The following is a 19,870-nucleotide window of genomic DNA, read 5'->3' on the forward strand; positions in this document are numbered from 1 at the left end:
CGCCTGCACGCATCCGGCCCCATGCCCATGCCCGGACGCCAGGACGGCCGTCATGCCGGCCACCATCCCAGCGCCCAACCCGTCAGCAGCCAGAGGCCCGCCACGGCGGCAAGCGCCCACGCCATGCGGCGCCAGGCGGAAACCAGGAAGGCGGAACGGCGCGCGGGCGCTCCGGGAGCGGAGCCGGAAGGCGCCGAAGGCGGGAAATACGGCATGGGAAGACGATGGAGGCGGAAAACCGGATGCGGGCCGGGTGGAAATCAATATGTTATATCATAACCAAACTGGCTTGAAGACGGCCTGCGTGCCCATACGTAAGTGTTTTCTGATACCTTCCTGGCATCGCGCTCCGCGCGCCGTCTTTTTCTTTTCCTGAACAGCCCGCCATGCCCGCCTCTTCCGGTTCTCCCGACAACGACAGCGTAGGCGCCCAGCTCAGCGTCGCCGAGGCGTTGTGCGAGCAGCGCGGCCGGCGTCTCACCCCCATCCGCCGCAAGGTGCTCGAACTCCTGCTGCGCCACGGCCGCAGCCTGAAGGCCTACGAGCTGCTCGACGCCATGCGCGCCGTGCACCCCGGCGCGGCGCCCCCCACGGTCTACCGCGCGCTGGACTTCCTCATGGACGAAGGCCTCATCCATCGCCTGGACGCGGTCAATGCCTGGAGCGCCTGTCATGATGCCGGCGGCGCCCCGCACGACCTGCTGGTCGTCTGCACCGGCTGCGGCGCCGTGGCCGAACTGAGCGACCCCGCCATGAGCCGCCAGCTCGCCGAGCGCGTGGCCCGGACGGGCTACGTCCTGGCCACGCACGAAACCGAAATCCGCGCCCTCTGCCCCCAGTGCCAGCAAAAGCAGCCGGCCGAGGGCCATCACCACCATCACCACTGACCGCGGGCCCGCCCGCGCGGGGCTCTTGATTTCCTGCAACCCGCCCCCAATTGATGGTATCGCCCGATACTTGACGGCGTACAGCCGCGATCCGGACGGACGCGCCCCCCGGGTTGGCCCGGGGTTTGCCCCCCGCCGCCGACTGTGCTGTAATCCTGCGTCCGGCCGCGATTGGCGGCCTTCGCAGCCCGTGGCCCAAGACACCTGGCGCCCCGTCCGGCACCCATCCGGCGCCCGCGCCATCCAGCCCCACCGGCCTGGTGTCCGACGCCTTGACTTCACGCTAGCCGCTTCGCCATGAACACCCCGCGCAGTTTGGACAAAATGGTTCCCGTCACCATCCTCACCGGCTTTCTCGGTGCGGGCAAGACCACCCTGCTCAAACGCATCCTCACCGAATTCCACGGCCGCCGCGTGGCGGTCATCGAAAACGAATTCGGGCCCGAAAGCATCGACAACGACCTGCTGGTGCAGGACAGCAACGAAGAAATCATCGAGCTGTCCAACGGCTGCGTCTGCTGCACGGTGCGCGGCGACCTGATGCGCACGCTGTCCGACCTGCGCGCCAAGCGCGAATCCGGCGCGCTGAACTTCGAGCGCGTCATTATCGAAACCACCGGCATGGCCAACCCCGGCCCCGTGTGCCAGACGTTCTTCATGGACGACGACATCGCCGAGTACTACCGCCTGGACGCGGTGGTCACGGTGGTCGACGCCAAGCACGGCATGGCCACGCTGGACGAGCAGCCCGAGGCCCAGAAGCAGGTCGGCTTCGCCGACCGCATCCTCATCTCGAAGAAAGACCTGGTCAACGAAGTCGACTACGAGGCCCTGCGCTCGCGCCTGGTGCACATGAACCCGCGCGCGCCCATCACGCCGGTCAACTTCGGCGAGGCCGACCTGAAGTCCATCATCGACATCAGCGGCTTCAACCTGAATTCCATTCTCGACATCGACCCGGACTTCCTGGCCGATGAGCATCCCGACGCCGCCCATGGCCACGGCCACGATCATGGCCACGATCACGGCCACGATCATGACCACGAGGGCGAATGCGGGGCGCATTGCAATCATCCCCACCATCATCACCATCACCACCACGACGACGAGATCGGCGCCTTCGTGTTCCGCTCGAACAAGCCCTTCGATCCCGTCCGGCTCGAGGAATTCCTGGGCGGCGTGGTGCAGGTCTACGGACCCGACCTGCTTCGGTACAAGGGCATCCTGTACATGAAGGGCATCAACCGCCGCATGCTGTTCCAGGGCGTGCACATGATGATGGGCGCCGAACCCGGCAAGCCGTGGACCGCGGCCGAAAAACCGTCCACGAAAATGGTGTTCATCGGCCGCAAGCTGCCCCAGGAAATTTTCACCCGGGGCTTGGAGCAGTGCCTGGCGGGGTAAACCCCCCTTTCTCGGAACGTGACGCAACGCGACGATGGCAGTACTGTGAGGTACGGATAGCGTAGGCAATCAGCAACACGGTCGGGAACAGGGACACCCGCGCCAGGATCGATTCATAGTGGAGTGTTTTCATGGCTACCAAGGCAGCAACCAAGAAATCAAGCAAGTCGACGAGCGATACGGCGATTGATCTGCCCAGCGAAGAGGAAATGCTGGCCATGCCCGAGTCCGATTACATGAACGAGCGCCAGCTGGCGTTCTTCAAGGAGCGGCTCAAACAACTCGAACAGGACATCCTCGCCAACGCGGGCGAAACCACCGAGCACCTGCGCGAAACGCAGTTCGTGCCCGACCCGGCCGACCGCGCCACCATCGAGGAAGAACACGCCCTGGAACTGCGCACCCGCGACCGCGAACGCAAGCTCCTGAAGAAAGTCCAGCAATCCATCGCCCGCATCGAAAGCGGCGAATACGGCTGGTGCGAAGAAACGGGCGAACCCATCGGCATCCCGCGCCTGCTGGCCCGTCCCACCGCCACGCTGTCGCTGGAAGCCCAGGAACGCCGCGAAATGCGCCAGAAGCTCTACGGCGACTGATCTCCACCGATCCGTCCCGTTTTCAACGCGCCGGGTGAAAGGCTATGCTGGTCTGCCAGCATGGCCTTTTTCTTTTGCGCGCGCGGCCCGCACGCAAGTCTTGATTTCCGCCCCACTGCCCCCAGCTAGTCCTTTCAAAGGAAGGAACGCATGGAACAATTTCACGCCACCACCATCGTGTGCGTGCGACGCGGCAACCGCGTCGCGCTTGGCGGCGATGGCCAGGTCACCCTGGGCAACGTCGTCATCAAGGGCACCGCACGCAAGATTCGCCGCCTGTACCAAGACAAGATCCTGGCCGGCTTCGCCGCGCCACGGCCGACGCCTTCACCCTGCAGGAACGTTTCGAAGCCAAGCTCGAAAAGCACCAGGGCAACCTGATGCGCGCCGCCGTCGAACTCACCCGCGACTGGCGCACCGACCGCGTACTGCGCCGCCTCGAGGCCATGCTCATCGTGGCCGACGCCGAACACACGCTGGTGCTCACCGGCAACGGCGACGTCCTCGAGCCCGAGCATGGCCTGGCCGCCATCGGCTCCGGCGGCGCCTACGCCCAGTCCGCCGCCCTGGCGCTGTTGCGCAACACCGAGCTGCCGCCCGAGGACATCGTCAAGCAATCGCTCGAGATCGCGGGCGACCTCTGCATCTACACCAACCAGAATCACGTCATCGAAACGCTGGGCGCCTGACGCCCGCCCGGCGGCGGCGTCCCGCGCCGCCGGCCCGCTCCGCCCCAAGGATCCGCCTCATGTCCGCTTCCACCATGACGCCCGGAGAAATCGTCTCCGAACTCGACAAATACATCATCGGCCAGAACCGCGCCAAGCGGGCCGTGGCCGTGGCGCTGCGCAACCGCTGGCGCCGCCAGCAGGTGGCCGAGCCGCTGCGCCATGAAATCCACCCCAAGAACATCCTCATGATCGGCCCCACCGGCGTGGGCAAGACCGAAATCGCCCGCCGCCTGGCCAAGCTTGCAAACGCCCCATTCATCAAGATCGAGGCCACCAAGTTCACCGAGGTCGGCTACGTGGGCCGCGACGTGGACACCATCATCCGCGACCTCACCGAATACTCCATCAAGCAGACCCGCGAGATGGAAATGCGCCGCGTGCGCACCCAGGCCGAAGACGCCGCCGAAGACCGCATCCTCGACGCCCTCGTCCCGCCGCCGCGCGGCGCCAACGGCGAACCCGAACGCGGCGAAGACAGCAGCGCCCGCCAGACCTTCCGCAAGCGCCTGCGCGAAGGCAAGATCGACGACCTCGAAATCGAGATCGAAGTGGCCCAGGCCGTGCCGCAGATGGACGTCATGACGCCCCCGGGCATGGAGGAAATGGCCGAGCAGCTGCGCGGCATGTTCGCCGGCCTGGCCCGCGACAAGAAAAAGCCCAAGAAAATGAAGGTGCGCGAAGCCTTCAAGCTGATCGTCGAAGAAGAAGCCGCCAAGCGCGTCAACGAAGAAGACCTGCGCTCGGTGGCGATCACCAACGTCGAACAGAACGGCATCGTGTTCCTGGACGAAATCGACAAGATCGCGGCCCGCCAGGAAACCGGCGGCGCCGACGTCTCGCGCCAGGGCGTGCAGCGCGACCTGCTGCCGCTGGTCGAAGGCACCACGGTCAACACGCGCTACGGCATGGTCCGCACCGATCACATCCTGTTCATCGCGTCCGGCGCCTTCCACCTGTCGCGCCCGTCCGACCTGATCCCCGAGCTGCAGGGCCGCTTCCCCATCCGCGTCGAACTCGACTCGCTGACGGCCGAAGACTTCGTGCGCATCCTGTCCGACACGGACGCGTCGCTGACCAAGCAGTACAAGGCGCTCATGGCCACCGAGGACCTCGAGCTGGAATTCACCGAGGACGGCGTGCGCCGCCTGGCGGAACTGGCTTTCGAGGTCAACGAAACCACCGAGAACATCGGCGCTCGCCGCCTGTACACGGTGATGGAGAAACTGCTCGAGGAACTGTCCTTCGACGCCACGTCCAGCCAGGACAAGCACGTCAAGATCGACGCCGCCTACGTCAACGCCCAGTTGTCGGAAGCCGCGAGCAGCCAGGACCTGGCGCGCTACGTGCTGTAAGGGCATTCGCGAGGCGCGCCGCCCCCTCAGCGTCAGGCGCGAAAAAAGCCGGAACCCGCCGCAAGGCGGTTCCGGCTTTCTGTTTTGCGGGCGGCCGGCCAGAATGACCGGCGATAGCGCCCGACGAGGGCCACGGCAAGAATCGCCGGCAAGGCCGCCCGACCGACCCGGCACGCGCGGCCCCAGGCCGCGCCACCCTAGTTGCTGATCGACGTCACCACGTACTTGCCGTCCTTGCGCTCGGCGGTGAACTTCACCTTGTCGCCCGCCTTGATCTTCGCCAGCAGCGCCGGATCGGCCTGATACACCAGCGTCATGGCTGGCAGGTCCAGCGCCTTGATCGCGTCGTGCTTGATCGTCACCTTCCCGGCGGCCGGGTCCACGCGGCGCACCTCGCCGCTGGCCTCCGCCTGCTGCGCAAACGCCAGCGGCGTCGCCAGCGACACCACGGCCATCGCGGTCGCCACCGCCATCGGCGTTGCGTATTTGCGGTTGAAAGCCATGCTTTATCCTCCAGTTTCGGCCCCGGCCCGACAACGGCCCCGGCCTGACGGAATGCTAGGATACCGCCCTTGTGCAACAGTCACCCGAAAGGAACGCAACAGTCCTGACCATTGATTGCGTCCCGCGGGCCGCACGCCCGCCCTCCCCGGCCGACACAAAATCCGAACCATTCGTCACTATTTCAGGAATTTTCATGGCCAACCGCCTATCTGTCATTGCCACCCGCACGGGAGACGACGGCACCACGGGTCTTGGGGACGGATCCCGTACGCCCAAGGATGCCGTGCGCATCGCGGCGATCGGCGATGTTGACGAATTGAACAGCGTGATCGGCGTCCTGCTGACCGAAGACTTGCCCGCCGAGATATCCGCTGACCTGCTGACCATTCAACACGACTTGTTCGACATGGGCGCGGAACTCTGCATCCCGGGCCACACTGCGCTGACGGATGAACACATCGTCCGTCTGGATGCGCGCCTGGCCCACTACAACAAGACCCTGCCGCCCTTGCGCGAATTCATCCTGCCGGGCGGTTCCCGCGGCTCGGCGCAGGCGCACGTGGCTCGCACGGTGTGCCGCCGCGCCGAACGTGCCGTCGTGACGCTGGCTCGCACCGATCAGGTAAACCCACCAGTACGGCAGTACCTGAACCGGCTATCGGACCTGCTCTTTGTCCTTGCTCGTTGCATCAATCGCGCCCAGGGAGTGGCCGATGTGTTCTGGGCCAGCCCCAATGCGCGTAAGGCCACGTAACTCCTGAGATGAAATGCAAGATGGAATCCCGACCATTGATGGAGGTGGGTTCTGTAACGTCTCAATTTCACCGCACGGCTTGTTTCATTTGTTAGGTTGCGCTAATGCACTTGCGGCATAATTGAGAGTTAATCAACGGGTTTGCGCTCACGCTCAACGCTCAAGGACTACGCAAGAATGAGTATCATTGTTACTGGCGGAGCAGGTTTTATCGGCTCCAATTTTGTACTCGACTGGTTTCGGGAAAGCAGCGAACCGGTCGTAACGCTGGACAAGCTCACCTACGCAGGCAACCCCGAAAACCTGGCTTCGCTCAAGGGCAATACCGCTCACAAGCTGGTCCAAGGCGACATTGGCGACTTTGACCTGGTCAGCCGCCTGTTGGCAGAGCATAAACCCCGCGCCGTCCTGAATTTTGCAGCCGAATCGCACGTGGACCGTTCGATTCATGGCCCCGGCGAATTCATCCAGACCAACATCGTGGGCACCTTCCACCTGCTGGAAGCCGTGCGCGCTTATTGGACCGGCCTGCCGGAAGATGAGCGCAACGCGTTCCGCTTCCTGCACGTATCGACCGACGAAGTCTACGGATCGCTGGAAAAAGACGATCCCGCCTTCAGCGAAACCAACCGCTACAAGCCCAATAGCCCATACTCGGCCAGCAAGGCCGCCAGCGACCACTTGGTGCGAGCCTACCACCACACCTATGGCCTACCGGTGCTCACAACCAATTGCTCAAACAATTACGGTCCCTATCATTTCCCGGAAAAGTTAATCCCGCTGGTAATCCACAATGCGCTGGCCGGTAAGCCTTTGCCCATCTACGGCGACGGCCAACAGATTCGCGACTGGCTATACGTGAAGGATCATTGCACGGCGATCCGTCGCGTGCTCGCTGATGGCCAATTGGGTGAGACCTACAACGTGGGAGGCTGGAACGAAAAGGCTAACCTCGACGTCGTCCACACGCTTTGCGCCCTCCTGGACGAACTCAGTCCTCGAGCCGATGGCCAGTCCTATAAGAGTCAGATAACCTTCGTCAAGGATAGACCTGGTCACGACCAGCGCTACGCCATTGATGCGACGCGGCTGGAACGTGAACTGGGATGGAAGCCTGCGGAAACCTTCGATTCCGGGATCCGCAAGACCGTCGAATGGTACTTGGCCAATCAGGACTGGGTCGCCAACATCACCAGCGGCGCATACCGCGACTGGGTCAATACCCAGTACGAAGACTGAACGCTCGAACGGATTGCGCTCCAGCTCGAGTGCAGCCCTCCCTCATCATGTGTGCTTCTCTACTTCAACACAAGTATCCGCCAATAACGCGGCGAGCAACCGCACGTGCCGGCAACCGACTTCTTTCGTGGATGGCACGGTGAGCCACAACGTCGCAATCCTTCTGTGTACCTATCAGGGAGAGCAGTATCTTCCTGAACAGCTTGACTCGTTCGGCGCTCAATCGCATACGGCATGGAGCGTATGGGTTTCGGACGACGGTTCCAAGGACAAGACACAAAATGTTCTGGGATTCTATCAGCAGACTTGGGGACCAGACCGCTTGCGCGTACGGGCGGGGCCACGCAAGGGTTTTGCCGCCAATTTCATGTCACTCATTTGCCGCGAGGAAATCGCCGCCGACTACTACGCCCTGTCCGATCAAGATGATATCTGGCATGCGGACAAGTTGGAACGAGCTGTCCGATGGTTGAAATCCGTGCCGCAGGACGTGCCCGCGCTATATTGCACCCGTACGGAACTGGTTGACGAAGATGGCGGCAAACTCGGTTACTCGCCGTTGTTTACGCGCCCACCATCGTTTCGCAATGCCTTGGTGCAAAACGTCGGCGGAGGCAATACCATGGTCTTCAACAACGCTGCTCGCAATTTGTTGAAGGCCGCTGGCCCACACGTGAAGGTCGCAGCTCATGATTGGTGGATCTACATCGTGGTCAGCGGATGTGGCGGAAAGGTGCTTTACGATCCGATACCATCCCTGCTCTATCGACAACACGCCCAAAACCTGATTGGCGCCAATGCCAGCCTGCAAGCTCGGCTCGACCGAATCGGCAAGCTGTTCCGAGGCCACCTGAAAACATGGAATGACCAGCACATTGTGGCGATGCAGCCCATTATTTCAAGCTTGTCGCAAGATAGTCGTTCCGTCTTCAATCGTTTTGTATCGGCGCGTCAACGTCGCTTGATTCCCCGCGTATTCGGTATATTGCGTTCTGGAATTTATCGGCAGACTGGATTCGGCAACCTCGGCCTGGTGATTGCAGCGATTCTCAACCGGATTTAAGGCCCTTATGAAAATTCTTCTTTTGGGTAAGACCGGACAAGTCGGTAATGAACTGCAACGCACGCTACTGCCGCAGGGCGAGTTGATAGCGTTGGATCGTATCCAGGCCAATCTTGAAAAGCCTGCGACCCTGCGCGGAGTATTGGAAGCTCACTCACCCGACATCATCGTGAATGCAGCTGCCTATACTGCGGTCGACAAAGCGGAAACCAACGCAAGTTCGGCACGTGCGATCAATGCGGAGTCGGTGGCGGAGATAGCCAAGTACGCGAAGGCACGCGGCGCGCTGCTCGTGCACTATTCCACGGACTACGTTTTCGACGGCGCCAAAACCGCGCCCTACACACCGTCCGACACCCCAAATCCGCTGAGCGTCTATGGACACACCAAGCGCCAAGGCGAAGAGGCGATCATAGCCAGCGGCTGCCAATTCCTGATCCTCCGCACAAGCTGGGTGTTTTCTGCTCACGGGAGTAATTTCGTCAAGACGATCCTGCGCTTGGCCAAAGAGCGTGAGACGCTGAATATTGTCGCCGACCAACATGGCGCTCCGACTTCGGCCGAGCTGATAGCCGATGTGACAGCATTGGCTATTGCTGGCTATCGCCATGGTCTGTGCAAGAGGGGCATCTATCATCTGACCGCTGCAGGGCAAACCACTTGGCATGGCTTGGCCTGCCACATCGTGGCGCGTGCCGCCGCCAATGGCGCGAGGCTCAGGACAACCGCAGAGAAAATCCAACGTATACCCACGGATGCTTATCCTCTGCCCGCACCTCGCCCAAAAAATTCTCGCCTGGACACCACCGCCCTGAGCAACGCGTTATTGCTACAGTTCCCCAATTGGACTGTCCACGTGAACCGCACCGTGGATCAACTGACCACATCGTTGGAGTATTCTGCATGAACCGCAAAGGCGTCATTCTCGCCGGGGGCTCTGGCACCCGTTTACATCCAGCGACGCTGGCGATCAGTAAACAGTTATTGCCTGTATACGACAAACCGATGATCTACTATCCTCTCAGCACCCTGATGCTGACCGGAATTCAAGACATCCTGATCATTTCAACTCCGCAAGACATCCCGCGATTCCAACAGCTATTAGGCTCGGGAGAACAGTGGGGACTTAACCTGCAATATGCAGTCCAGCCGTCTCCTGATGGCTTGGCCCAGGCGTTCATCATCGGTGAGTCATTTCTGAACAACTCACACTCGGCACTCGTGCTCGGGGACAACATCTTCTATGGCCACGATTTCGCCAATCTGCTGAGCAACGCCAATAAGCGCAACGCCGGTGCTAGCGTATTCACCTACCACGTGCATGATCCGGAACGTTACGGCGTAGCGGAGTTTGACGCCGACGGCAAGGCGCTTTCTCTGGAAGAAAAACCGAAGACGCCCAAGTCGAATTACGCGGTCACAGGCCTATATTTCTATGACCAGCAGGTCGTGGACATCGCCAAACAGATAAAACCGTCGCCACGTGGCGAACTCGAAATCACCGATGTGAATCGAGTCTATCTCGAACAAGGCAACTTGTCTGTCGAGATAATGGGCCGCGGCTATGCGTGGTTGGATACAGGCACCCATGAATCCTTGCTGGAGGCAAGCCAATTCATCTCCACATTGGAAAACCGCCAAGGCTTGAAGGTGGCATGCCCCGAAGAAATCGCATATAGGCAGAAATGGATTACCGCGGAGCAGCTTGACGAACTAGCCACCGCTCTCCAGAAGACCGGCTATGGCCAATACCTGAAGCGCCTCCTCCATGAAAGGATATATTAATGAGAGCGATCTCTCTGGAAATTCCAGATGTCAAGGTTATCGAACCCAAGCTCTTCAAGGATAGGCGCGGATATTTCTTTGAGAGCTTCAACCATCGCGCGTTTGAAACGATAATTGAGGGAAAAGTTGAATTCGTCCAGGACAATCAGTCTTTATCCATGAAGAATGTATTGCGCGGACTGCACTATCAAATCAAGAACTCCCAAGGCAAGCTTCTTCGCGTACTCTCAGGTGAAGTATTCGATGTTGCAGTGGATATACGCCGGTCCTCCCCGACCTTCGGAAAATGGGTGGGCGAGATATTGTCTGCGGATAATAAGCGACAGCTTTGGATTCCGCCGGGATTTGCTCATGGATTTCTCGTCCTCTCCGACGTGGCGGAAGTTCTATACAAAACAACCGATTACTATGCACCGCAGCATGAGCGTTGCATCGCCTGGAACGACAATTCGCTAGATATACAATGGCCAATTTCCATCCCGCCGATACTATCAGTGTCCGACGAACAAGGTCTTCCTCTTAGCTCCGCGGAATTATTTACATGAGCACCGTATTCGTAACTGGTGGCGCGGGCTACATTGGCACCCATACCTGTTTGGAATTGCTACAGGCCGGGCACAAGGTATTTGTTTACGACAACCTCTCAAACAGCAGTCGCCTGGGCCTCGAGCGAGTAGAGAGGCTCGCGAAAGGAAGCATCGAGTTCATTGAAGGAGATGTTCGAGATGGAAGCACGCTTGAACACGCTCTTCGCCACAGCCAATGCGAATCCGTGATTCATTTCGCCGGATTGAAGGCTGTCGGAGAATCCGTCAAGAACCCGCTGATCTATTACGATAACAACGTCGTTGGCACCTACACCTTGCTGAATGCAATGCAGGCCACCGGCGTAAAGAAGCTGGTGTTCAGCTCATCGGCAACCGTTTATGGCGAACCGCAATCGCTGCCGATAGAGGAAGCACATCCCTTATCTGCCACGAATCCATACGGACGAACCAAGCTGATCGCCGAGGATATGTTGAGGGACCACTTCCACGCATATCCGGATTGGAACATCACAATATTGCGCTACTTCAACCCCGTAGGGGCGCATGAAAGCGGACTTATTGGCGAAGACCCCAAGGGTACCCCAAGCAATTTGATGCCCTTTATCGCCCAAGTCGCTGTCGGGATGCGCGAAAAATTGAATATCTGGGGCAACGATTATCCGACCCCCGATGGCACTGGAGTACGCGATTACATACATGTCGTCGATCTGGCTACCGGGCACCTGAGGGCGATAGAGAAGATAATGCCCCCTCAGTGTATTGAACTTAATCTGGGGACCGGGCGAGGATATAGCGTACTCGAAGTATTGCGCGCCTTCGAGGAGGCTAGCGGCAAGACCATCGCACACGAGTTCTTTCCACGGCGATCTGGCGACGTTGCAGCCTGCTTTGCGGGCACCAAGCATGCCGAGTCTATTTTGCAATGGCGGGCGGAACGAAATTTAAAGACCATGTGTGCAGACCATTGGCGTTGGCAGCACCTCAACCCCGCAGGGTACGCCTCAAACAACGATTTCGCGATTAAAAATGCAACGTAATAGCGGCTCCCCAATTGCGCTAGCAAGCAGTCTCTGGAACAACCGGGGACTTATCAAGACCTTGGTCAAACGAGATGTCCTGGGGCGATACAAGGGTTCCTTTCTCGGAATCATCTGGTCATTTTTTAACCCAGTGTTCATGCTGCTTGTTTACACCTTCATGTTTAGCGTGGTGTTCAAGTCTCGATGGCCTGGAGGAAGCGAGTCCAAGACTCAATTCGCAATCATTTTGTTTGCGGGGCTCATGGTTTTCAACCTTTTCGCCGAGGTGATTAATAGAGCACCCAGCCTGATTTTGGCGAATACGAACTACGTCAAGAAAGTCATATTTCCGTTGGAGATTCTGCCCGCCGTGGCCCTTGGCGCGGCGCTGTTTCATTTCTTTATCAGCATGATAGTGTGGCTATTGTTTTGTCTGATTTTTCTCGGCAACCCTCCCTACACCGCCCTGTTGCTGCCAATAATAATTTTTCCGCTATTGTTATTTACGCTCGGAATAACCTGGATATTGGCATCATTGGGCGTTTTTCTTCGTGATGTTGGACAGGTAATCAGCATCCTGACAATGGCGCTCATGTTCCTTTCGCCCATCTTCTACCCGATTTCGGCACTTCCTGAGGAGTATCAGGGATTCATGATGATGAACCCCATGACCCCAGTCGTCGAAGCAGTGCGCAACGCGCTGATTTGGGGAAAGACGCCGGATTGGTTGCTATATGGGCAATATACCCTGACTGCCGCCGTGATTGCTTGGCTTGGGTTTATGTGTTTCCAAAAAATGCGAAAAGGATTTGCTGATGTCCTCTGATATTGTCATTACCGTAGAGAACCTTAGCAAGTGCTACCAGATATACTCATCCCCCAGGGATAGACTTAAGCAGTTCTTTATCCCGAATTTTCAGCGGGCGATCGGAAGCGAGCCTCGCAACTATTTTCGAGAGTTTTGGGCACTTCGCGACGTATCCTTTGAGGTTAAGAAAGGCGAAAGTGTCGGCATTCTTGGACGCAATGGTTCCGGGAAATCCACCCTTCTGCAAATGATTTGCGGAACGCTATCGCCGACCGCTGGTAGCGTTGAGACTAAGGGGCGCATCGCCGCACTGCTCGAGTTGGGTTCTGGCTTCAATCCTGAGTTCACAGGGAGAGAAAACGTCTACATGAATGGCGCACTTCTGGGATTGAGCGGCCATCAGGTAGACGATAGATTTGATGCTATCGCTTCGTTCGCGGATATCGGCGACTTTATCGATCAACCCGTAAAAACGTATTCAAGCGGCATGCTGATTCGACTGGCCTTTGCCGTACAGGTCCAAGTGGAACCCGATATTCTCGTGGTGGACGAAGCGCTGGCGGTTGGTGACGCCCTTTTCCAGAAGCGCTGCTTCAGGCGCATCGAGAAATTGGTATCGGATGGCACAACTCTGCTTTTCGTTTCGCATGACCAGGAAAGCGTGCGGACCCTGACCAGCCGCGCCCTGCTTCTCAAGCAAGGGCGCACGGTCACGTGGGGCAAGTCCTCGGACGTGGTTTTGGAGTATCGGCGCCAACTTCACGACGAGGAATCTTCCTACTTCACCGCGGCCACAAAACAACTGGCGGCGAAGGCCCAGGCCGCAGCAACTCCTGAGCCTCCGGCGGACAGTGCAGATCAACCCGCAGGCAGCTCAGATACTGTCTCCCCCGCCGCTGCGCCGCGTTCGGACAAGCTGAGTTTTGGCGATGGAGAAGTAAAGATCGTCAAGGTCGAAACCCTGAATGGCGAAGGGCAAGACTCAACCGTCTTCTTCCCTGGCGACGAAATCCGCGTACGAATAACCTGCGAGGCCCTTAGGCCGGTCACGAACCTGAATGTTGGCGTAAGAATTCGCAATAAGGAAGGCATCAAGATCTACTCATGGGGTACATTGAATCAGGACATGAGGTCAAGGGCCTCGGCCTCCGATGTGCCCATGTTTTGGGAAAAAAAATTTTCTGCCGGCGAAACCTTTTCGGTCGAATTATCCTGCGACTGTCCGTTGGGTATGAATCTGTATGAAATACAGGCAACGGTGACTTTTGAGGAAACGCCGGACTACATGGCTCAGCGCGTGCTCCACTGGATAGATGAGGCCGCTTTTTTCCAGGTTCTGATGAATCGCGACGTGAATTTCTTTGGTGGAGTCGCGGATTTGAGGATGAACGCAAAATGGTAAAAGAAAACTCACCTAAATTCGATTCCCCCCCAAAAACGCAGACAGTTGTTGGCGGAATTGAGCGAGTAATTAACACTTGCGGCATGTCACGAATTTTATGTCTTGGCAAGATGAACTCGGCCCATGTAGCAGCACTGCTACTGCACGGAGTGGAAGCTGTTGGCCTGAGTGAGCCGCACGCAGGCGCGCAAGATGACCATGAGAAACTCCCGGAAGAGAGTTTCTCGGTTCCGACAACTGAGCTCCCTTTTCAGGATGGCGAATTCCATACTATTCTCGTTACCGACTACCTCGAGCATGTCCCCGCTGAGAATATAGGCCACGCCTTGGCCGAGATTCGACGCGTTACCAGACGTTATGTCTGGCTTCAAGTCACTACGTCTCAGGGCGAGCAGGACCCACCGTTTCTGACTGTTCAGAATCGCGCATGGTGGGAACGGGTGTGCTTTCAAGCAGGCTTCCGAAAGCATCCCGCCTACTATTCCATAAACAGCTATGAGAGCCTGAATTATGATGGTCCGATAATATCAATATTATTGGAGCGCATTTCGGATTTTGCTGAATCCAAGTACCCGCTCTCGGCATTGGAAGAAGAGCGCAGTCTGCACATGGACATGCTCCGAGATACCGGGACGAGATCTGATGCGCACGTAGGGCGTTATCACTTCGCATCCAAGTACATCAGAGCTGGCGACGTCGTCTTGGACGCCGCCTGTGGCCTTGGCTACGGTACCTACACATTGAGGGGCCTGACAGCCGGCTCTTCCTTCCGCGGCATTGACGGGAGCCCCTCGGCAATCGCCTACGCCAATACTTGCTTTGGTCAAGACTCATCCGTCGCCTTTTCGGAAGGGTTTCTTCCGGATTGTTTGGTCGACATACCGGATAACAGTGTCGACGTGGTCGTCTGCTTCGAAACGCTGGAGCACGTCGAACGGCCGGAAGATCTTTTGAAGGAGTTTCACCGCATCCTGCGCCCGAGCGGCAGAATAATATCGAGCGTCCCCCACGATTGGAGCGACGAAACAGGAGAGGATCCCAACCCCTACCATTTTCACGTCTACGACATTCAAAAGTTCTCCTCTCAGCTGGAGAAACATTTTGATGTGGAACATTTATTCGGGCAGACCGCAGATCGAGTGAAACTCGCGAACGGGAAATGCGAGTGGGTACCACGTCAACGTCTCCTGCGAGAGATTCCTCTCGACCAGGACTACAGTAACGTTGAATCTGAATGGTTATTGGGTGTTGCCGCAAAATCGCCAATCAGCGGCTTGAACGTCCCTTATGTTGAAAGAAGCTACACTCCTGAGGAATGTCTTGCCGGCGGAAATGCGCTGGCCTTTGCTCGGGATTACGAGAATCCTTGGCTTGTTCGAAGCATGGTTACCATCGGGTCTCGAACTTCGAACGGACGACTTCGCGAAAAGTGGGCCAAAGAGACGTTGGCTATTTCAGCTTCGCATAGCCCGGACGCGGGAGCAGCACTCTGTGTGCTCGCGTACCTCGCAGTTGGTCGAGAAATCGATCTTGATGCTGATGTGAACGATGCCATAAATCGCTACATCGACTATCCCGCGTCCACCAATCCCAACGTTCTCCGCTGGAGAGTGTCTCTTGCCTATGTTCAAGCCCTGCTCGCCTTAAGTCGTGGCGATCGAGACGACGCGAAACGGCTGTTCCGCTGGATACTTCGGGCAAATGCAGCAAGTTTCAGCGTCACATTGCTCACAAAGCCGGCACAGGCGGGCTATTTGCTCGGTCTAATGGAAGCGGCAGATGGCAACATGCCGGCTGCGCATCGCACTTGGCAGCGAACCGTAGCCGAGCTGCAAGCTGCACTGGCTGAATACTTTTCGACGGCCGCGCTCCCCCCCCCGCCTTTGTCTTGCGCGAAACATCGACCGTGATGTTGTTCTGCGGACGAATGCTCGTAGCCGAACGCCACTCCGCCAGTCTCCATGTCGCGCCGGCCGCTTTTTTCTCGGACACGGTAAGTGACTATCTCTCTGAAATAGAACGTTTGACATCCCTCGTCCTTGATCACGAAAGAAGGCGTCTTGAGGGCCCTCAAGAGAATACGCAGCTGTCCGAACTGCGGAAGTATGTGCTTGCTCTGGAACAAAGCCGCAACGATCAAAAGATTCAGATGGAAGAGTTGCGCCAATATATCAAGGACCTTGAAGAAAGCCGTGCAACATTACTTCAGCAGTTGGCAGTGATTCAACCGCCGAAGGAAACGTAGGCTCCAACCGTGCACGATATCTCCAGGCAATCTCGCGGACGACAGCTTGCATTATTTTGCAATACGGCGTGCGAGACGAGTGATAGCATTCACATCAGTAAAGAACATGTATCTCGAAATGTCTCGATATGGCCTGAAGTTAATGTTGCCGAAACAATTTAATTACATTATGATATCAGATCGCACAAATATTTTTTGATTTTCTGTGAGATATCGACTGCGCGTGCAGACCATAAGAAATAACAGGATTTGCAATAAATGAAGAGCCTTAATGTCTGGATCGTAACGTCTGAGTTTCCACCCATGTACGGCGGTGGCATTAGCACGTACTGCTGGGAGGCCGGCTTAGCTTGGGCGACATCTGGTCATACGGCGACAGTGTTCACGCGCGCCAACCCGGGCCAAGCGGAAGTCAGCACGGAAAGGCTTCAAGAGCGATTTGATCTCGTTCGCGTCCCTGTTTCGGCCCCCGCTAAGCTGCAGGCAGCGCTGGGTTATTGGCATCTGATGTCCTATTGCATTGCGGACGAAATTATCGGCCGCATCAAGACACTTGGAATAACGCCGGACATGATCGAGGTCCAGGACTACGGTGCAATGGCTTATTTCTTGCTGAAGCGCAAGCTGGCGGGAACACCCGAACTGGCTTCCACCAAGATAGTCATTTACTCCCATACTCCGGTCTTCGAACTTTCACAGATCAACCAAGAACCTTCTCATTTGTTCCCCAATTACTGGCTGGGGCAATGCGAGAAGTTCTGCCTCAGAGCGGCAGACGCTGTACTGAGCCCCTCCGAGTTCTTGAAGGGAAAGATACAGCAATATACCGAAAATGAAATTGAAGTAATTCCGTATCCGCACTTTGAGACGCAGGTGGATACGAGCACCGGCACAAGCGCGGATAGCAGTGAATTTGATTGCGTGTACCTCGGTAGACTCGAGTATCGCAAGGGCGTTGTCCAGCTTCTTGGTGCGTTCAAGTCCCTCTGGGACGCCGGGCATAAAATTCGCTTGCGCATGGTTGGCGGTGATACACATTGGTCGCCGAAACAAATCAGCATGAAAACCTATATTCAAAATAGGTATTCTGCGTTCATGGATCAAGGCTTGCTTACGCTCTCCGAGCCTGTCCCTCTTGATCAGTTGCCCGCAATCTTTCGTTCCGCGCGGCTTGTCGTAGTACCGTCGATATACGAGAACTATCCATACGTTTGCATGCAGGCCATGGAGCTAGGCAGGCCCGTAATAGTCTCCAAGTCGGGTGGCCAAGCTGAAATGGTTGGAACCGATGTATCGTGCGGATGGGTATTCGACTGGGACCAGCCCAACGGCTTTCAAGACACCATTTTGAAAGCGCTGCAAAGCTCGCCCGCCGAGCTCGAGAAAGTCGGTCAAAATGGCCGCCTGAGAATTCGAGATCTGTGTTCCGTGGCCAATTTCATACAGACGCGAGTTCAGCACCTGGCCCGCACGAACGCACGCGTCGGTCTGCTACCCGCCAAATATCCGTTCGCCCACGAGGATGTGGTGGTCTCACGCCCCTTGCCTGCGGAGTCCAGCGATTCAGCCGATGTTCCGGGGAGAATTTCGGTCGTCATACCGTTCTATAACCTTGCAACGTTTCTTCCCGAGACGCTGGCAAGCATAAAGGCAAGCGACTATCCTGATCTCGAAACTATCATTGTCAATGACGGCAGCACGGATGCAGACGCCATTCAACTATTGAAAGAACTTCGCCGCACGAGTCCAAATATCCGGATCCTGGATATCGAAAATGGCGGCTTGGCAAACGCACGCAATGTCGGCGCTCGCGCAGCGACAGGTGAGTATATCGCCTTCCTGGACGCGGATGATTGCATCTTGCCGACGTATTATTCGCAGTGTGCAAATATATTGGGTCAGTACGACAACGTATCTTTTGTCTACTCCTGGATAAATTATGTTGGCGAGAGCGAAGGGTATTGGATCAATTTCGATACCGAATTTCCTTATTTTTTGGCCGCCAACATGCTTGCTGCCTTTCAGGTCGTGCGAAAGAAAGATTTTCTGCAGGCTGGCATCAATGATCAGGAAATGATGTTTGGCATGGAAGATTATGAAGCTTGGCTCCGCATGGCTAGCCATGGCTACAAAGGCGTGTCGATTCCAGATCCACTCGTCAACTACCGCGTTCGCCACAATTCCATGGCTCGGCAGTTCAGAAGAAGCACCGTTCTGTACATGTACGAGCAACTGGCGAAAAAGAACCCGGAGATTTATCAACGCTTCGGGAACGAGCTCTTTATGCTGATGAATGCCAATGGTCCAGGCTACCTCTGGAACAATCCGACAATGACTTACCCCCAGATCGGTTACATCGGGGATGGGACAGTTGTGGCCACCGCCGCGAGCAACGCCGAAAGCACAGCCGTCGCTGGCGAGTTCAGTGCGGGCGACATTATGCGGTTGAAGACGTTGGCATCTCGACCGCTGATCGCGAAAATGATTCGGCTGGCTCTCTCTTTCAAAGCCGACAAGTGGCTGAAGCAATGATTCACGATACCAAGTCTTTACGTTGCCTCGTATTGGGTGGAAGCGGCTTTGTGGGCTCGCATCTCGTCGATGGTCTGCTCGACGCCGGCCATCGCGTTCGCAGTTTTGGACGGCTGCATGCAGACCATCGTGCTTCTCAACCCCGGGATGGTCTGGAATTTTTCCAGGGCAATTTCGAAAATTCCGACGATGTGGAGGCAGCGCTTGAGGATTGTAATGTTTGCTTCCACCTGATATCAACGACACTGCCGAAGTCGTCGAACGGAAACCCTTGCTACGATATACAGAGCAATCTTGTAGGCACGGTTCGCCTTCTTGATCACGCGGCTAGACAGGGAGTGCGCAAGATTATCTTTACGTCGTCTGGCGGCACGGTGTATGGCAATCCTCGGTTCACACCCATCCCAGAGAACCATCCCACGGAACCCATTTGCTCGTACGGCATCACCAAGCTCGCGATAGAGAAGTATTTGGAGATGTATCGCGTACTTCATGGGCTGGATTATCAGGCTTTGCGATTGGCAAACCCTTACGGTGAGAGGCAGTTCACGCACGGCAGCCAGGGAGCGGTTGCCATATTTTTAGGGAAGGCGTTAAGGGGAGAGCCGGTAGAAATCTGGGGTGACGGAACATCCGTCCGAGATTATCTTCATATTTCAGATGTAACTCGAGCGTTGATTCGATCAATCGAGCCAGGGCTTACCGAAGAGCGAGTGGTGAATATAGGCTCCGGCGTCGGCGTTTCGGTAAATGAATTGCTGGATACTATTGAAGAGGTTACCGGGCGGACCATTGAACGGAAGTACCTACCGGGCCGGGCGTTCGATGTACCTTCCAATGTGTTGGACATCAATGCGGCGTGCCGCTCGTTGGCATGGTCCCCTGAAGTCCGCTTTATTGACGGCATATCGCGTTTTGCAAAATGGCTTTCTGATAATCCCCGCGCGCTCTGACACACCTTGCCGCGGAGACATCCTACCTGTCAACGCCGGTTGAAAACT

Annotated in this window: 18 protein-coding genes and 1 pseudogene; 18 read left to right on the plus strand and 1 reads right to left on the minus strand. The window is 57.0% G+C overall.

The window, feature by feature from the left end:
* Positions 1-386 precede the first annotated feature (386 nt).
* From AD428_RS07575 to hslU, 5 genes and pseudogenes are all read left to right on the plus strand, one after another.
* A complete protein-coding gene (locus AD428_RS07575) occupies positions 387-887 on the plus strand; it encodes a Fur family transcriptional regulator (protein ID WP_053244725.1) in 501 nt (166 codons plus the stop codon).
* Between the two features lie 297 nt (positions 888-1,184).
* Positions 1,185-2,291: a CobW family GTP-binding protein gene (locus AD428_RS07580; protein ID WP_053244726.1), complete on the plus strand. Its 1,107-nt coding sequence runs from the start codon at positions 1,185-1,187 to the stop codon at positions 2,289-2,291.
* 131 nt (positions 2,292-2,422) lie between these two features.
* Positions 2,423-2,887: an RNA polymerase-binding protein DksA gene (dksA, locus tag AD428_RS07585; RefSeq protein WP_053244727.1), complete on the plus strand. Its 465-nt coding sequence runs from the start codon at positions 2,423-2,425 to the stop codon at positions 2,885-2,887.
* Between the two features lie 150 nt (positions 2,888-3,037).
* Positions 3,038-3,576: pseudogene (hslV, locus tag AD428_RS07590) on the plus strand (ATP-dependent protease subunit HslV).
* A gap of 59 nt (positions 3,577-3,635) precedes the next feature.
* Positions 3,636-4,970, plus strand: coding sequence for an ATP-dependent protease ATPase subunit HslU (hslU, locus tag AD428_RS07595; RefSeq protein ID WP_053244728.1), 1,335 nt, complete (start codon positions 3,636-3,638; stop codon positions 4,968-4,970).
* 197 nt (positions 4,971-5,167) lie between these two features.
* Here the strand turns inward: hslU and AD428_RS07600 are convergent, their stop codons facing one another.
* The gene (locus AD428_RS07600) at positions 5,168-5,473 is read right to left on the minus strand and encodes a copper-binding protein (RefSeq protein WP_053244729.1); all 306 of its coding nucleotides are present in this window, start codon (positions 5,471-5,473) and stop codon (positions 5,168-5,170) included.
* A gap of 194 nt (positions 5,474-5,667) precedes the next feature.
* Here AD428_RS07600 and AD428_RS07605 point away from each other — a divergent pair, with 194 nt between their 5' ends.
* The 13 genes from AD428_RS07605 (at position 5,668) to AD428_RS24585 (ending at position 19,822) form a co-directional block, all read left to right on the plus strand.
* Complete coding sequence (locus AD428_RS07605; protein ID WP_053244730.1) at positions 5,668-6,228, plus strand: cob(I)yrinic acid a,c-diamide adenosyltransferase; 561 nt, start codon at positions 5,668-5,670, stop codon at positions 6,226-6,228.
* Between the two features lie 177 nt (positions 6,229-6,405).
* Positions 6,406-7,467, plus strand: a complete 1,062-nt coding sequence (rfbB, locus tag AD428_RS07610) for a dTDP-glucose 4,6-dehydratase (RefSeq protein WP_053244731.1) — start codon at positions 6,406-6,408, stop codon at positions 7,465-7,467.
* A 139-nt stretch (positions 7,468-7,606) separates the two neighbouring features.
* The gene (locus tag AD428_RS24570) at positions 7,607-8,530 is read left to right on the plus strand and encodes a glycosyltransferase family 2 protein (RefSeq protein WP_235489422.1); all 924 of its coding nucleotides are present in this window, start codon (positions 7,607-7,609) and stop codon (positions 8,528-8,530) included.
* 7 nt (positions 8,531-8,537) lie between these two features.
* Positions 8,538-9,437: a dTDP-4-dehydrorhamnose reductase gene (gene rfbD / locus AD428_RS07615; RefSeq protein WP_053244732.1), complete on the plus strand. Its 900-nt coding sequence runs from the start codon at positions 8,538-8,540 to the stop codon at positions 9,435-9,437.
* Positions 9,434-10,315, plus strand: a complete 882-nt coding sequence (gene rfbA / locus AD428_RS07620) for a glucose-1-phosphate thymidylyltransferase RfbA (RefSeq protein WP_053244733.1) — start codon at positions 9,434-9,436, stop codon at positions 10,313-10,315. Before rfbD ends, rfbA begins: the two co-directional genes overlap by 4 nt.
* On the plus strand, positions 10,315-10,860 hold the full coding sequence (gene rfbC / locus AD428_RS24575; RefSeq protein WP_082308307.1) for a dTDP-4-dehydrorhamnose 3,5-epimerase: 546 nt from the start codon (positions 10,315-10,317) through the stop codon (positions 10,858-10,860). The genes rfbA and rfbC overlap by 1 nt, the downstream gene beginning before the upstream one ends.
* Complete coding sequence (gene galE, locus AD428_RS07625; RefSeq protein WP_053244734.1) at positions 10,857-11,900, plus strand: UDP-glucose 4-epimerase GalE; 1,044 nt, start codon at positions 10,857-10,859, stop codon at positions 11,898-11,900. The genes rfbC and galE overlap by 4 nt, the downstream gene beginning before the upstream one ends.
* On the plus strand, positions 11,890-12,708 hold the full coding sequence (locus tag AD428_RS07630; protein WP_053244735.1) for an ABC transporter permease: 819 nt from the start codon (positions 11,890-11,892) through the stop codon (positions 12,706-12,708). The genes galE and AD428_RS07630 overlap by 11 nt, the downstream gene beginning before the upstream one ends.
* Entirely contained in the window at positions 12,698-14,092 is a 1,395-nt protein-coding gene (locus tag AD428_RS07635) for an ABC transporter ATP-binding protein (RefSeq protein ID WP_053244736.1), read from the plus strand. The genes AD428_RS07630 and AD428_RS07635 overlap by 11 nt, the downstream gene beginning before the upstream one ends.
* Complete coding sequence (locus tag AD428_RS24580) at positions 14,086-16,002, plus strand: methyltransferase domain-containing protein (protein WP_082308308.1); 1,917 nt, start codon at positions 14,086-14,088, stop codon at positions 16,000-16,002. The genes AD428_RS07635 and AD428_RS24580 overlap by 7 nt, the downstream gene beginning before the upstream one ends.
* A 17-nt stretch (positions 16,003-16,019) precedes the next feature.
* Complete coding sequence (locus tag AD428_RS07655; protein WP_053244740.1) at positions 16,020-16,337, plus strand: hypothetical protein; 318 nt, start codon at positions 16,020-16,022, stop codon at positions 16,335-16,337.
* A gap of 258 nt (positions 16,338-16,595) precedes the next feature.
* A complete protein-coding gene (locus tag AD428_RS07660; protein WP_082308310.1) occupies positions 16,596-18,869 on the plus strand; it encodes a glycosyltransferase in 2,274 nt (757 codons plus the stop codon).
* Positions 18,866-19,822, plus strand: coding sequence for an NAD-dependent epimerase/dehydratase family protein (locus tag AD428_RS24585; protein ID WP_082308311.1), 957 nt, complete (start codon positions 18,866-18,868; stop codon positions 19,820-19,822). The genes AD428_RS07660 and AD428_RS24585 overlap by 4 nt, the downstream gene beginning before the upstream one ends.
* Positions 19,823-19,870 lie beyond the last annotated feature (48 nt).

It is taken from the genome of Achromobacter sp. DMS1 (assembly GCF_001270295.1).

Coding starts and splice junctions, on each gene's coding strand:
- AD428_RS07575 (WP_053244725.1), top strand. CDS start 387: ATGCCCGCCTCTTCCGGTTCTCCCGACAACGACAGCGTAGGCGCCCAG.
- AD428_RS07580 (WP_053244726.1), top strand. CDS start 1,185: ATGAACACCCCGCGCAGTTTGGACAAAATGGTTCCCGTCACCATCCTC.
- dksA (WP_053244727.1), top strand. CDS start 2,423: ATGGCTACCAAGGCAGCAACCAAGAAATCAAGCAAGTCGACGAGCGAT.
- hslU (WP_053244728.1), top strand. CDS start 3,636: ATGTCCGCTTCCACCATGACGCCCGGAGAAATCGTCTCCGAACTCGAC.
- AD428_RS07600 (WP_053244729.1), bottom strand. CDS start 5,473: ATGGCTTTCAACCGCAAATACGCAACGCCGATGGCGGTGGCGACCGCG.
- AD428_RS07605 (WP_053244730.1), top strand. CDS start 5,668: ATGGCCAACCGCCTATCTGTCATTGCCACCCGCACGGGAGACGACGGC.
- rfbB (WP_053244731.1), top strand. CDS start 6,406: ATGAGTATCATTGTTACTGGCGGAGCAGGTTTTATCGGCTCCAATTTT.
- rfbD (WP_053244732.1), top strand. CDS start 8,538: ATGAAAATTCTTCTTTTGGGTAAGACCGGACAAGTCGGTAATGAACTG.
- rfbA (WP_053244733.1), top strand. CDS start 9,434: ATGAACCGCAAAGGCGTCATTCTCGCCGGGGGCTCTGGCACCCGTTTA.
- rfbC (WP_082308307.1), top strand. CDS start 10,315: ATGAGAGCGATCTCTCTGGAAATTCCAGATGTCAAGGTTATCGAACCC.
- galE (WP_053244734.1), top strand. CDS start 10,857: ATGAGCACCGTATTCGTAACTGGTGGCGCGGGCTACATTGGCACCCAT.
- AD428_RS07630 (WP_053244735.1), top strand. CDS start 11,890: ATGCAACGTAATAGCGGCTCCCCAATTGCGCTAGCAAGCAGTCTCTGG.
- AD428_RS07635 (WP_053244736.1), top strand. CDS start 12,698: ATGTCCTCTGATATTGTCATTACCGTAGAGAACCTTAGCAAGTGCTAC.
- AD428_RS24580 (WP_082308308.1), top strand. CDS start 14,086: ATGGTAAAAGAAAACTCACCTAAATTCGATTCCCCCCCAAAAACGCAG.
- AD428_RS07655 (WP_053244740.1), top strand. CDS start 16,020: ATGCTCGTAGCCGAACGCCACTCCGCCAGTCTCCATGTCGCGCCGGCC.
- AD428_RS07660 (WP_082308310.1), top strand. CDS start 16,596: ATGAAGAGCCTTAATGTCTGGATCGTAACGTCTGAGTTTCCACCCATG.
- AD428_RS24585 (WP_082308311.1), top strand. CDS start 18,866: ATGATTCACGATACCAAGTCTTTACGTTGCCTCGTATTGGGTGGAAGC.